Origin of the sequence: Hymenobacter sublimis (genome assembly GCF_023101345.1) — a bacterium.
Taxonomy (GTDB): Bacteria; Bacteroidota; Bacteroidia; order Cytophagales; family Hymenobacteraceae; genus Hymenobacter; species Hymenobacter sublimis.
The window spans coordinates 1,054,525-1,066,718 of sequence record NZ_CP095848.1 but is presented as its reverse complement, the minus strand read 5'-3'; the positions used below and the strand labels follow the sequence as shown (position 1 = coordinate 1,066,718).

At 56.2% G+C, this 12,194-nt stretch carries 12 protein-coding genes and 1 tRNA gene; 7 read left to right on the top strand and 6 right to left on the bottom strand.

The genetic code is table 11. From position 1 onward, the window contains the following. Nucleotides 1-237: 237 nt before the first annotated feature. The gene (locus MWH26_RS04600) at nt 238-912 is read right to left on the bottom strand and encodes a response regulator transcription factor (RefSeq protein WP_247976230.1); all 675 of its coding nucleotides are present in this window, start codon (nt 910-912) and stop codon (nt 238-240) included. A gap of 55 nt (nt 913-967) precedes the next feature. Continuing rightward, nucleotides 968-2,347, bottom strand: coding sequence for a sensor histidine kinase (locus MWH26_RS04595; protein WP_247976229.1), 1,380 nt, complete (start codon nt 2,345-2,347; stop codon nt 968-970). Nucleotides 2,348-2,488: 141 nt separating this feature from the next. Between MWH26_RS04595 and MWH26_RS04590 the strand changes: the two genes are divergently transcribed. The 3 genes from MWH26_RS04590 to MWH26_RS04585 all read left to right on the top strand — a co-directional run bounded on the left by MWH26_RS04590 (nt 2,489) and on the right by MWH26_RS04585 (nt 4,553). Then, on the top strand, nt 2,489-3,232 hold the full coding sequence (locus MWH26_RS04590) for a DUF6624 domain-containing protein (RefSeq protein ID WP_247976228.1): 744 nt from the start codon (nt 2,489-2,491) through the stop codon (nt 3,230-3,232). Nucleotides 3,233-3,315: 83 nt separating this feature from the next. Continuing rightward, nucleotides 3,316-3,648, top strand: coding sequence for a transposase (locus tag MWH26_RS20240; protein WP_375374046.1), 333 nt, complete (start codon nt 3,316-3,318; stop codon nt 3,646-3,648). 110 nt (nt 3,649-3,758) lie between these two features. Further along, the gene (locus tag MWH26_RS04585) at nt 3,759-4,553 is read left to right on the top strand and encodes an IS3 family transposase (protein ID WP_247976227.1); all 795 of its coding nucleotides are present in this window, start codon (nt 3,759-3,761) and stop codon (nt 4,551-4,553) included. Between the two features lie 148 nt (nt 4,554-4,701). On the opposite strand, the gene MWH26_RS04580 is transcribed toward MWH26_RS04585, so the two are convergent. Beyond that, nucleotides 4,702-5,244, bottom strand: a complete 543-nt coding sequence (locus tag MWH26_RS04580; RefSeq protein ID WP_247976226.1) for a helix-turn-helix domain-containing protein — start codon at nt 5,242-5,244, stop codon at nt 4,702-4,704. 507 nt (nt 5,245-5,751) lie between these two features. Here MWH26_RS04580 and MWH26_RS04575 point away from each other — a divergent pair. Then, nucleotides 5,752-7,389, top strand: coding sequence for a recombinase family protein (locus MWH26_RS04575; RefSeq protein WP_247976225.1), 1,638 nt, complete (start codon nt 5,752-5,754; stop codon nt 7,387-7,389). Here the strand turns inward: MWH26_RS04575 and MWH26_RS04570 are convergent. Continuing rightward, nucleotides 7,352-7,428: transfer RNA gene (locus tag MWH26_RS04570), tRNA-Ile, on the bottom strand. The two genes, MWH26_RS04575 and MWH26_RS04570, sit on opposite strands and share 38 nt — an antisense overlap. 152 nt (nt 7,429-7,580) lie before the next feature. On the opposite strand from MWH26_RS04570, the gene MWH26_RS04565 reads away from it, so the two are divergent. The 3 genes from MWH26_RS04565 (at nt 7,581) to MWH26_RS04555 (ending at nt 10,146) form a co-directional block, all read left to right on the top strand. Continuing rightward, nucleotides 7,581-8,240, top strand: coding sequence for an HAD family hydrolase (locus MWH26_RS04565; RefSeq protein ID WP_247976224.1), 660 nt, complete (start codon nt 7,581-7,583; stop codon nt 8,238-8,240). Continuing rightward, nucleotides 8,200-9,453 carry a site-2 protease family protein gene (locus MWH26_RS04560; RefSeq protein WP_247976223.1) on the top strand — a complete coding sequence of 418 codons (1,254 nt, stop codon included), beginning with the start codon at nt 8,200-8,202 and terminating at the stop codon, nt 9,451-9,453. Before MWH26_RS04565 ends, MWH26_RS04560 begins: the two co-directional genes overlap by 41 nt. Nucleotides 9,454-9,552: 99 nt before the next feature. Further along, complete coding sequence (locus MWH26_RS04555) at nt 9,553-10,146, top strand: hypothetical protein (RefSeq protein WP_247976222.1); 594 nt, start codon at nt 9,553-9,555, stop codon at nt 10,144-10,146. A 234-nt stretch (nt 10,147-10,380) separates the two neighbouring features. Here MWH26_RS04555 and MWH26_RS04550 read toward each other — a convergent pair whose 3' ends face one another. Together MWH26_RS04550 and MWH26_RS04545 are read right to left on the bottom strand one after the other, a co-directional pair. Then, nucleotides 10,381-11,565, bottom strand: a complete 1,185-nt coding sequence (locus MWH26_RS04550) for a phosphoglycerate kinase (protein ID WP_247976221.1) — start codon at nt 11,563-11,565, stop codon at nt 10,381-10,383. A gap of 201 nt (nt 11,566-11,766) precedes the next feature. After that, entirely contained in the window at nt 11,767-12,051 is a 285-nt protein-coding gene (locus MWH26_RS04545; RefSeq protein ID WP_244695458.1) for a GIY-YIG nuclease family protein, read from the bottom strand. Between the last annotated feature and the right edge of the window lie 143 nt (nt 12,052-12,194).

The following is a 12,194-nucleotide window of genomic DNA, read 5'->3' as shown; positions in this document are numbered from 1 at the left end:
ACTAGGGGTAGCGCAAGAGTAAGAACAGAAATTCCCGTTAGGGCTGTGTCGGCAGATTTTGGCGGGAGCGGGGTGTCTCAGGAAACGGGCAGTTGCCCGGCGTAGGTCGGGCCACTATTTACCGCTACCTCGCGCACCTGGGTGTGCCAACGGGCATAAGTCAGGTCCTGTCCTAAGCACCGCCTATGGCCTTGGTTACGGTTTGGTCCAAAAGCTACATGCTCAGTAACCTTTAGATTAAAGCATTAATTTGTACCCGATGCCGCGTATATTCACAATCTGCACCTGCTCGTCTGCCATCAAGTAGCGGCGCAAGCGGGTGATATACACATCGAGGCTACGGCCGTTGAAAAAGGTATCATCGCCCCACAGAGCCTGCAAGACGGTGCGGCGCTCGAGGACTTGATTACGCAGCGCATACAGGTGATGCAATACCTGTGCTTCCCTATGAGTCAGCTGCTGCGTATGGCCTAGGCGATGCAAGCGCTGATGAGGGTAATCAAATTCGTACTGCCCGAGGCGTACCACGACCGGGGAATTAGCCGGCTGGTCGCTCGGTTTGAGGCGGGCCTGGATGCGCACCACTAATTCGTCGATGCTAAACGGCTTGCGCACGTAGTCGCTGCCCCCTAATTCGAAGCCGCGCACGACATCGGCCGTCTGTCCCCGGGCAGTAAGAAAAATAATGGGCACCGTGGCGTGTTCGCGCCGCAGCTGCTCCGCCAACGCAAAGCCATCCAGGCGGGGCATCATCACGTCGGCTACCACGAGGTCCGGCTGCTCTTGCCGAAACAGCGCGAGCCCGACCTGCCCATCCGCCGCGTGCACCACCCGAAACCCACGCGACTCTAGGTTGTCCTGTACTATAAAAGCCAGCGACAGTTCGTCTTCTACCAGGAGGATGGTTGGCATCGCTTAATTAACGCTAGAGGGGTACGCCGTTGCCGGCTTTTACTTTGTTCGACTACTAAACTGCCGGCAGCCAAAGAGTAAAGGCACTGCCCTGCCCTGGCTCGCTGCGCACGGCCACGTGGCCGCCGTGGCGTTCCGCCACTTGGCGCACGTAATAGAGCCCCAGCCCGAACCCTTTAACCGGGTGCAGGTTGCCAGTCGGTACGCGAAAGAAGCGGTCGAAAACCGCCGCCTGGTCACTTCTGGCAATCCCGATGCCATCGTCCTGCACGGTCAATTGCCAGCCGCCGGCTGCACGACGGCTGCTCACCTGGATGTTTACGGAATCAGTGGAATACTTAATGGCGTTATCGAGCAAATTGTTAATCGCTCCTTCGAGATGGAAACGGTCGGCTCTTATCACTTCATTTGAGGCCATTGCTACCTGAAAATGCACCGGCTTGTCGGCCTGCAATTGGTGTCGGCCCATGGCCGCCTGCACCAACTCAGCCGGCTTAACTAACTCTGGATGCAACACCAGTTGGGCCTGTTCCTCTGTCGCAATGGTTAAGACTTTATCGACTAAATCGGCCAGGCGTCGCAGTTCTGTGCGGGCGATGCCCAGGTAAGTCCGTGCTTTTTGCGGGTCGGCCCGCAAACCAAAACGATCGAGGGTTTCGACGGCCGCCGCTATGGTAGCCAGCGGCGTTTTTAACTCGTGCGTCATGTTATTGATGAAGTCGTTCTTAACCTCTGCCAGCTGGCGCTGGGCGCGTAGCGTATACCACACCAGCACGAAACAACTGCCGGTTAGCACGAGCAGGAGCGCGGAGCCACCGAGCAGTCCACCTAATCGCTGCCACAGGTACGGGGTGGGCGGCAGCGCACGGGCCTGCGCGTAGAGGCCATAAGCGGGACTAAGAAGTACCGGCGGCGTGCGCTGTGGCGTAAAAATCGGTGATTGAGCCGCTGGCACAAATACCCTCGGCATCCGCCGCAGCGAAAAGGTATCGAGCCCGGCTGCTGCCGAATCAATGCCGCGCTGGTGCAGTTGCTGCCGGTAGGCGTGGGTTAAGCCGGCCAGGCGCACGCGCCTACCGCTGCTCCAGTCATCCAAGGTGATGTGGTCCGGGGGGCGGCTACTCGTCCGGGCTGCCCGTTGCGCCTCCTGTCCGGGCAGAACAGTAACCGTCGGCGCTCGCAGCAGACGGCGGCGCGAGCTGATTTGGACAACGCTGGTGCCTGCTACGTGCAGATCGAAGCGCGGCGTTTGCGGTGCCCACACGTCGGCCAGCAATTGCTGCTGCACGGCCGCTACCAAGGCCTCGTGTATCCCCCGGTAAAACTGCGTCCGGGTGAGCCGGTACGTGCTGACCAGCCAATAGGCCTGAAACCCGTTCATACCCAGCAGGCAAGCGGCTAATAGCCAAGAAAGAAGAAGCGAGCGGGATTTCATGGACAAGCAAAGGGCCTAACAAACTTACGAACCGCGTGATGCTAGCCAGAGCGTTTAACACTATTTAACACTACTTAACAACTGTTTACAAAGGCATAAGCTTGCTTTGTATCGGCAAACCACTGCCTATTTCTTCCCACTATGCGACAGCTCTTTACTGCTTTTTCGGTACAGCTACCCCTACTAGGCTCGTTTCTTTCTCTCCCGGCTCCCGCCCGACGGGCAGCACACGTAATGCCTAACCACCTCAAGCGATACCTGTTGCTTCTGCTAGTGGCAATCTCAAGCCTACATGATGCGACCGCTCAAAGCACGCCGCCGGCTGTTCAGTATCCTCGGTTAAGCAAAACCCTGGACAGCCTGGCTTTCGTGGACCAGTGGCCCATGCAGCGCATATTCAAGCAACAGCCCGACAGCGCCGGCCGAAATTTGGTCCAGGTCGAAAAAGAAAACTTTGCCCGTCACCAGCCCCTTTTAGAAAAAATGGTGCGCCAATACGGGTATCCTGGTTTCCGGCAGGTAGGCGAAAAAAGCTCCAACAATTTCTGGCTGTTAGTGCAGCATGCCGATGCTTACCCCACGTTTCAACGTCAGGTGCTCAAGTTGATGAGGCGGGAAGTGAAACGCAAAAACGCTAATCCTGAGAATTACGCCTACCTAACGGACCGGGTCGCGCTCAACGCGGGGCAACTCAGCGAATACGGCACCCAGGTTACATTCGAAGGCACTGGTTCAACGATAAGAGCCATCGCGAGGCCCCTGCGTGACCCCTCTCACGTCAACAAGCGCCGGGCCGCGCTTGGCTTGGAACCGTTGGAAACCTATTTGGAAAACTCGACCAAGGTGACCCGCGAAATGAATGCCCCAAAAGGTTCTGTTAAATAGGGCACCTGACCCGAAGCATCTCATGTAACATTGGACTAAACTTTTGAGGTGGTCTAGGCAAGGCGGACAGAAGAAGGACGTATATTTCTTCTGTTAGGGCAACCAAAACCAACGGGGCTTCGCCCGACAAACGGCGCAAGTACGACGAGGCCTTCAAGGCGGAGGCCCCACGCCTAGCCAGCGAGAGCCGCAGTACCCAGGCCGCCGCGCGGCAACTGGGCATCCGCCCCAAGCGGCTTTACCGCTGGCAGCAAGCCCAGCTCGTGGCGGAAGTGGGCAGTGAAGAAGTGGCCCGCGACCCGGAGGTGCGTGCCTTGCGCGCCCGGCTGAAGCGGGCCGAGCAGGAACTCGATATTTTAAAAAAGCCTTGGTCAGTTGCTTGCTGTAGGCGCAGGCTCGGCCAGCCGACCCGGTGAGCGTGTATCAGCATATCGCCCAGCGAGCCGTCCAGGTGTCGGTGCGTCAGCTCTGCCGCGTGCTGCGGGTGGCCCCGGCCGCGTACTAAGCCTGGCACCATCGTCGGCAGGTGCCAGCGGTCGAACCAGCCTGGCAAGTGGCCGTGCGCGAGGCATTTGCCTACCACAGCCAACGCTATGGCACGCGTCGGCTGCGGGCTGAGGTGTCGGCTGAAGGCCATGCGGTGGGCAGCTGGCGCCGCCGCCGCGTGCTCCTCGCGCACGGCTTGCGGGCCCAACAGCCGCGCTCGTTCGTGCCGCGCACCACCGATTCCGACCCCGCTGTCCGCGCTGCGCCCAACCGCTTGCCCGGCCAGCCGGCCCCCACCGCGCCCAATCGAATTTGGGTTGGCGACATCACGTACTTGCCCCGCCAAGGCGGGGGCTGGCTGTACTTAGCCGCGTGGCTGGACCGCTGTTCGCGTAAAATCGTCGGCTTTGGTGCCGCCGGGGCGGCACGTAGGACGTGCGTGCGGGACACCATGCCCGAAGACCTGGTCAGCGAAGCCTTGCGCCGCGCCCTGGTGGTGCGACGCCCGTTGGCTGGGCTCGTCGTGCACTCCGACCAAGGCAGCCAGTACACGGCCACCCGCTTCAAGGCACTACTGGCCCGCCACGGGGCCGTGCAAAGCATGAACCGGCGCGGCAACTGCTATGACAATGAGCACGCCGAATCTTTTTGGAGCCGCTTCAAGGCCAAATTACTCGATGGCGGCAGCTTCCCCGGTCTAACCGAAGCCAAGCTCGAAATTAGCCATCACATCGCCTACTACAACGCCGAGCGGCGGCATTCTGCGCTCGACTACTGCTCACCCAACCACTTCGAAACCCATCTGCAAACAACGTCCCAATTGTGTCCGGCTTAGCTAGACCACCTCACCGACCGGTATGCTAAGCGCCGTTCACTACTTAAGTAGCGTGCTGCGTAGGGGTAGCGCATAACGTAAAATGAGAATTGAATGCCACGGTATATTATCTGAATCAGGAACTTATTTATCCCTTGCAATAACCGTTCTACTCGATTTTCCTTTTGTTATAGTGATCAAACTGCTGATGCATGCCCATAACAGTGCTATCCAAATCGCGCTGTTTCGCTATGCCGAGTGGAGATTCGTGACGATGAGCCTCATACTCATGGAGAGAAAAACTTACTAGCTTCGACCATTCTTGATTCAACTGTGATAAGGAGACAGGATTCTCTCCATCGCCTGGAAAGACCTGTAACAGCAACTTGAAAAAATAGCGAAAAAAGGTTTCAGACTCGGTGAGCAGGTCACCAGTTTGGCTGATGTAGCTCTTTAAATAGGCAATTTCTTTTTTGAGCTGCTCAACTTCAGCAACAGCCTGATCTTTTTCGGACTGAAAGTTCTCAATCTCTGCTGGGTTCATCTCAAACAACTCCGCCAACCTGGCCAGCTTAGCCGGGCTCACGTCCACGTGTCCTTTTTCAATGCGGTTGAAATTGGCTTTGGTAGTACCAAGGTATTGACCGGCCTTCTCCTGAGTAATGCCTTTGAGTAGACGAATGGCTCTCACTTTCTCATTCAGTTTCTGCATAAGACAAATATAATTGAAATTTTTGTTTACAAGTAAACAAAAGTATTTATGTTTGCATAGTATGAAGGGGACCGGCAACAGATCTATTGTTGCTAAATACTTCAGAGCCAATCATCCTTCCATACACAAGCCCTCACATGAACTGCCAACGAACAGTTGGGATGGCCGTGCATCGCTCAGCTTCGCGGCCCCCTCCCCTCACTTATTTTATTCCGATTCCGACACATAGTCAAAGTGTCTTAAATACATATTTCACCTTGCAAGAGAGCATAGCGGGCAAGGGTATGCTCTCCCTAACAATGAGTTGACGGCACTTAACTAGCAAGTCAAGTTGAAGCTGCCAGACTCCTTTCATAGTGGTTTCTACCGTGAAAACTTCCTCTCGCCCTTGCCCATCCTCCATGCTCTCGGCCAACGACCTCCGAAAGTACCCTGGCTGCGCTCATTACTCGGCTGCTGAAGCCGAGGAAGTAATTGCACAACTCAGGCATTTTGCTGAGTTGGCGTATGCCATATTCCGTCAAACTCAAACCTCCGGTGCCAATGCCTAAGAACTTTGCACTGCAACAATTTGGAAAGTCTAGCAAACGAGTTGGCAAAAGCACGACAAACCGGGTAGTTATCTATACCCGTGTCTCTACTAAAGAGCAGGCTGATACAAACCACAGCTTAGAGCTTCAAAAGAAACGCTGCCTAGAACATGCAATTGCTCACAACTATGAAGTTGTTGAGCATTTCGGTGGTACCTACGAAAGTGCTAAAGACGACGGCCGTAAGGAATTTGTCCGCATGCTGAAGTTTGTTCAGCAGCCATCTAATCGTATTAGCCGCATTATTGTATTTAGCTATGACCGTTTCTCTCGAACCGGAGGAGAGGCTATTGCTCTAATTACCAAGCTGCGTGGCGAGGGGATTTCTGTTGATGCGGTAACCCAGCAGGTTGATGCCACCACACCGGAAGGACAACTGTTCCAATCCATACAGCTGCTGTTTGGCAATTTCGATAACTCGCTTCGGGCAAGGCGTGCAGTAGCAGGCACGAAGGAGCGCATTCGAAATGGCTACTGGACAGCAAGGGCTCCTATGGGGTACACAATGTCTAAACAAGGCAACGAGCAAATCATCCAAGTCAATCCGACTGGCGAGTTGCTGCGACAGGTATTTCGCATGAAGCTTGAAGATGGCCTCAGCAACACGCAATTACTAGCTTGGTTACGTAAGCGGGGTGTAAAGATGTCGAAGGGCCTATTGGGACAAACCTTCCGAAATCCCTTTTACTGCGGCTATATCCGCCATAGTAGCCTTGATGGCGCCGTAATCGAAGGACGTCACCCTGCCCTGATTACGCCTGAACAGTTTCTCCAACTGAACAGGCTTCAAAAACAATTGGAGAATGGGCATGCACACGCGAAGGAGATTTCGCCATTGCCACTGAAGCATCATGTGCGCTGCCATCGGTGCGGCAAACCGCTCACAGGGTATGAAGTCAAAGCAAAAAAGCTTTGGTACTACAAATGCAACACCATTGGGTGCAAGCTCAACATTGGTGCTCGCCAGCTTCATACGGCCTATCGGGACCTCCTGCGCGAGTATACGCTCCTCCCGCATTTGATAGCGCCCCTGAAGGCCTTAACGGTTACAGTCTTTACCCAGCTTAACCAAGAAGGCGCGGTAGAGAAGAAAGCGGTAGAAACTTCCCTTAAGCAAGCTCAAAACAAGCTGGAGAAGATGGAAAATCGCTACGCACTCGGGGAACTCGACCAGGCTATTTACCAGAAGTACAGCCGCAAACTTATAGCCGAGGAACTAGAGCCTTTGCAAGCTACTTACCAAAGCTTGGGCTCTAATTTATCGAACCTGGAAAATTACACTGATTTCGCCGTCGAAATGGCAGCTAACCTACTCATTATGTGGGAGAAATCAGATTTAATTACCCGCCAAAAACTCCAACACATGGTCCATCCAAACGGCATTGCCTTCGCACCTGAAATTGGCCTTTATCGAACCGGCCGCCAAAACACAATTCTCGCTGTAATATCTTCTTTATCAGACACTAACATTCAACAAAAAACCGGACCTACCACGATAAAACGTGCTAAGTCCGGTTTGGTGGGCCCAACTGGAATCGAACCAGTGACCTGCTGATTATGAGTCAGCTGCTCTAACCGATTGAGCTATAGGCCCGGTGCGAAACCTCACGCAAGGCGGTTGGTTTCAGCAGCACAAACTTCGACTTTTGTCGGCAGATTTGCAAAGGCTGCAGGCCAGGCTGGCTTCCGAAACCGGAATTTGGTTTGTCTGGGCTGCAGGTTTTGTTACCCTCTTATCCTACATTGATGGCACTAAAGCCCAACCTGCTCTTCGATTTTGGGGGCGTTATCATCAACATCGACTACAGCCTGACGCTGGCAGCCATGCGCCAGTACGGTAGCAGCATTGAGTTTACCCAGGCGGCCCAAGCCGAATTGTTCGACCTGATGGAAACGGGCCGCCTTTCGCCTCAGGAGTTTCGGGAGGGCTTGCGCCGCCACTACCAGCTCACGGCCTCCGATGAGGAGCTGGACGCGGCCTGGAACGCCATGCTCCTGGAAGTGCCGGCCGAGCGACTGGCCCTTATTGCCGAGCTGCGGGCCCAGGGCCACCATACGGCGCTGCTGTCCAATACCAACCAGATTCACATTGAGGAAATTAATCGTCGGCTGCAAGAGCAGTACGGCTTCAAACACGGTATTGCTGACTGTCTCGACCGGGTATTTTACTCCCAGGAAGTGGGCTGGCGCAAACCTGGGGAAGAAATTTTTCGGCATGCCCTTGAGCAGATGAACTGGAAGGCGGAGGAAACGTTGTTTATTGAAGACAGTCCCCAGCACATTGAAACGGCCCGTCGGCTGGGGCTTCGTACGTTATTCCTGACTCCGCCGCTCACGCTGCAAGACGCATTGCCCGCTGCCCTTCGTGCCTTTCCCCGAGAATACTCCGCCCCTACCCCTGCCTGACATCCCGGCTTCCTTCACGTCTGCTGACCGGGCCCTGGCTGCCCGCCAGGCGCAAGAAGCCTTCACGCGCTACGAGCGGCCTACGTTGCCACGCTGGTGGCGCTACGGGTTGCACGTGCTGCTGTTTCTGGTTACGCTGCTCACTACTACGCTGGCGGGCTTTTCCCTACGCGCTGGCGCCCTCGACTACGTGCATCTGGAGCTATTCTGGCAGCTTCCGGTAGCGCAATGGTCCCGATTTCTGGAGCCCGGCCTGTGGTTTTCGGTGCCGTTTCTGGGCGTGCTGACGGTGCATGAATTCGGGCACTACTTTGCGGCCCGTTACTACCGCATCCGGGCCACGCTACCGTACTTTATTCCCTTTCCCCTGGGCATTGGTACGTTTGGGGCAGTTATCCGCATCAAGGACCGGATTTTTTCCCGGCGGGAGTTTTTCGACGTGGGCTTGGCTGGTCCGCTGGCCGGGTTTGTGGTGGCAGTGGGCGTGCTAGCCTACGGCCTGACGCATTTGCCCCCGCTGGACTACCTGTACGGAATTCATCCGGAATACCGCTTCTACGGGGCCGAGTATGCCCGCTACGTGTACCAGCCGGGCCAATCGGCGGGCGTGGTGCTGGCCCAGCCCCTGCTGCTCCAGGGCATGGCCGCGCTACTGGCCGATCCGGCCCGGATGCCCCACGCCAATGAGCTGATGCACTACCCCCTGCTGGTAGCCGGGGTACTGGCCTTATTTTTCACGGCCCTGAACCTGCTCCCCATTGGACAGCTAGATGGCGGCCACATCGTGTATGGCTTGCTGGGGCCGCAGCGGGCGGCGCGGGTCTCGGTCCTGCTGTTCATAGGCTTTATTTTTTACGCCGGCCTGGGCTTGTTTTCGCTTCGCTCCGAACCGAACACGTGGCTTTATTGGGCTGCCCCGTACGGCTTTTATCTGTATCTGGTATTTCGACGCGCCGTGCCAACCGTCCGGCGGGCGCTGCTACTTAGTGCCGGCGTGTGGTTAGGCCAGGTGGCTTTGGCTTCCGCTGTTCCTACTGTGGAGGGCAATCCGGGCTGGTTGGTGTTTGGCCTCATGCTGGCCCGGCTGACTGGCATCTTTCACCCACCGGCTCCGGATGAGCGTCCGCTTTCCCGGGGCCGCAAGGTGTTGGGGTGGCTGATGCTGGTTATTTTTGTGTTGTGCTTTACGCCTTCTCCCATTCTTATCCGCTAAAGCTTGCTTCGGAGAGGCCACTTCGCCCGCTCCGTTTTCCGAATGACAGTACCCCAGTTTTCTCAGTCTCACTTTTTCCGGGGCTCCACCTCGCTAGTTATGCGCCAGCACGGCCTCTACCTGAGCCAGCGCAACCGGCGTGGGGTAGCCTGGCTGGAAACCGAAATTCCGTACGAAGAACTCCTGCCCGTGGGGCTGGAATATAGCCAATCAACTCCGTTGCGCCTACCCCCCGTCGGCACGTGGGTAATTCTGTGGCTGCTGGTGCAGGTAGTACACCAAGCTCTGAAAAATCAGTCTGGTATCTCGCCCGAAATCTGGGTTGCCGGCCTAGGCTTTCTAGTCGGATTAGGGGCGGTGTACCTGGTGCGCCGCCGTTTGGGCCACTCCGTTACGCTGGGCACCAACCGCATCCGTATCACTCTGCGCGACCAACCCAGCCAACGCGCCGACCTGGAAGCCTTTACCAACGAGCTCCGCCAGCGGGCCCACGGTTACCTGCGCGACGAATACGCCCAAATTAACCCGTTGGGTCCGATTGAGCTGCAGCTCCACCGCCTCAATTGGCTGCATCAGCTCAAGGTGCTGTCTTCAGCCGAGCGACAAGCCCTGAGCACCCGCCTCACCGGCCGCCTTTCCCTTAACCCGCTCACGCTCATGGGCCAGGAGCTAGAAACGCCTTATGTCAATTAGTGAGATGGTGAGGTAGTAAATGAGTACATGAGTGGGGTGGTATCATGGCAAGGAGACACGCCGCTGTCCTTCCTCGCTTCTATAACAAACGTGTTAACGCAGCAAGCCCTTACCTCCAGCGCGGAGGTAAGGGCTTGATACTTTGGTAGGCTTTGGGCAGATGTGAGGGCGTTTTCGGTGTTCTTGCCATGACGCCACTTCACTCATGCACTCATTTACTACCTCACCTTAAGGCTACCCCAGTGCGGCCACGCCGGGTAGTTCCTTGCCTTCCATGTACTCCAGCAGGGCACCGCCGCCGGTGCTGATGTAGGAAACTTGGTCGGAGAAGCCGAGCTGGTTTACGGCCGCGGCCGAGTCGCCGCCACCGATGAGGCTAAAGGCGCCCTGCTGGGTAGCGTCAGCAATGGCTTGGGCTACGGTTTCAGTGCCTTTGGCGAAGCTGCTCATCTCGAATACACCCATGGGGCCATTCCATAGAATGGTTTTCGACTGGCGCACGATGTCGCTGAACGCCTTAATAGACTCCGGGCCGAGGTCCAGACCCAACCAACCGTCCGGAATCTGGTTGTTCTGAACCACTTTGGTTTCGGCGTCGTTGGCGAATTTATCGGCAATGACGCTGTCGGTGGGTAGCACCAGGTTTACGCCTTTGGCTTTGGCCTTTTCGATGAGCTCCAGGGCGAGGTCCATTTTGTCGGCTTCCAGCAGAGAGTTGCCAATCTGCCCACCCTGGGCCTTAGCGAAAGTGTAGGCCATGCCGCCGCCGATGAGCAGATTATCTACTTTATCGAGCAGCTTCTCGATGATGAGGATTTTGTCGGAAATCTTGGCCCCACCCATGATGGCCGTGAAGGGGCGCTCGGCCTGTTCCAGCACTTTCTTGGCGTTGTCCAGCTCACCCTGCAGCAGGTAGCCGCCTACCCGGTCTTCGGGCGCGAAGCTCTCGGCAATAACAGCGGTAGAAGCGTGCTTGCGGTGCGCGGCCCCGAAGGCATCGTTCACGTACACCTGGCCCAGCTTGGCCAGCTTGGCGGCAAACTCCGGGTCGCCTTTTTCCTCTTCGCCGTAGAAGCGCACGTTTTCGACCAGCAGAATCTGGCCGGGCTGCAGGGCCTGGGCCTGGGCTTCGGCTTGCAAGGCGTCCTCGGCAAACTGCACCTGCTGGCCGTACTCCTGGCTTAGGCGGGCAACGATGTGCTTCAGGGAGTATTTCTCCTCCGGTCCGCCCTTGGGCCGGCCCAGGTGCGAGAGCAGCACCACGGAGCCACCATCCTGCAGGATTTTCTTGATGGTAGGCGTAGCCGCCCGGATACGGGTGTCGTCGGTGATGGCGAAGCTCTTGTCGAGCGGCACGTTGAAGTCCACGCGCACCACGGCACGCTTGCCAGCGAAGTTGTACTGATCGAGGGTTTTCATGGAAAAGGAAATGGGTTTGGCTGGGGCGAAGGTAAGATTTTGAGGGAATGAGGGAATGGCAACAAGTTATTACCCTTAGTTTCTACGGCGGCACCTGACCTTCCAGAGTGCGGCTCTTCCGCATGTCATTGCGAGGAGGCACGACGAAGCAATCCGTCCTGATCAACGTGCTACCCCCTGAAATGTGACAAGCCTTACCCTCTACAATTGCTCAAATAAATCTACCCACTTGCTGTTGAACCCATTTATCAAGTCAAGCTTTTTCTGGCGAGAGCCTCCCTTGAGTTGCTTCTCACGCGCAATAGCCGCATTGATATCTGGGTACGTTTCAAAATACATTAACTGATGTACATTGTACTTCCTGGTAAAGCCAGCGTGCGTACCCGCTTTGTGTTCTCCTACCCGTCGTTTCAAGTCACTTGTAACACCGATGTAAAGGGTTGTGCGGTTTTGGTTGGTAAGAATGTAGGTGTAATACTGATTCATAGGAGTAGAATTAGGTTCCGGAAAGATAGAGGGTAGAGGTTCTCACTTCTCAAGGCTTGGCACTTTGCCAGGACGGATTGCTTCGTCGTGCCTCCTCGCAATGACATGCGGAAGAGCCGCACTCTGGAAGGTCGGGTGCCGCC

What these genes read in the sequence shown, in the direction of transcription:
- MWH26_RS04600 (WP_247976230.1), bottom strand. Translation starts at nt 912, where the DNA reads ATGCCAACCATCCTCCTGGTAGAAGACGAACTGTCGCTGGCTTTTATA.
- MWH26_RS04595 (WP_247976229.1), bottom strand. Translation starts at nt 2,347, where the DNA reads ATGAAATCCCGCTCGCTTCTTCTTTCTTGGCTATTAGCCGCTTGCCTG.
- MWH26_RS04590 (WP_247976228.1), top strand. Translation starts at nt 2,489, where the DNA reads ATGCGACAGCTCTTTACTGCTTTTTCGGTACAGCTACCCCTACTAGGC.
- MWH26_RS04580 (WP_247976226.1), bottom strand. Translation starts at nt 5,244, where the DNA reads ATGCAGAAACTGAATGAGAAAGTGAGAGCCATTCGTCTACTCAAAGGC.
- MWH26_RS04575 (WP_247976225.1), top strand. Translation starts at nt 5,752, where the DNA reads ATGCCATATTCCGTCAAACTCAAACCTCCGGTGCCAATGCCTAAGAAC.
- MWH26_RS04565 (WP_247976224.1), top strand. Translation starts at nt 7,581, where the DNA reads ATGGCACTAAAGCCCAACCTGCTCTTCGATTTTGGGGGCGTTATCATC.
- MWH26_RS04555 (WP_247976222.1), top strand. Translation starts at nt 9,553, where the DNA reads ATGCGCCAGCACGGCCTCTACCTGAGCCAGCGCAACCGGCGTGGGGTA.
- MWH26_RS04550 (WP_247976221.1), bottom strand. Translation starts at nt 11,565, where the DNA reads ATGAAAACCCTCGATCAGTACAACTTCGCTGGCAAGCGTGCCGTGGTG.
- MWH26_RS04545 (WP_244695458.1), bottom strand. Translation starts at nt 12,051, where the DNA reads ATGAATCAGTATTACACCTACATTCTTACCAACCAAAACCGCACAACC.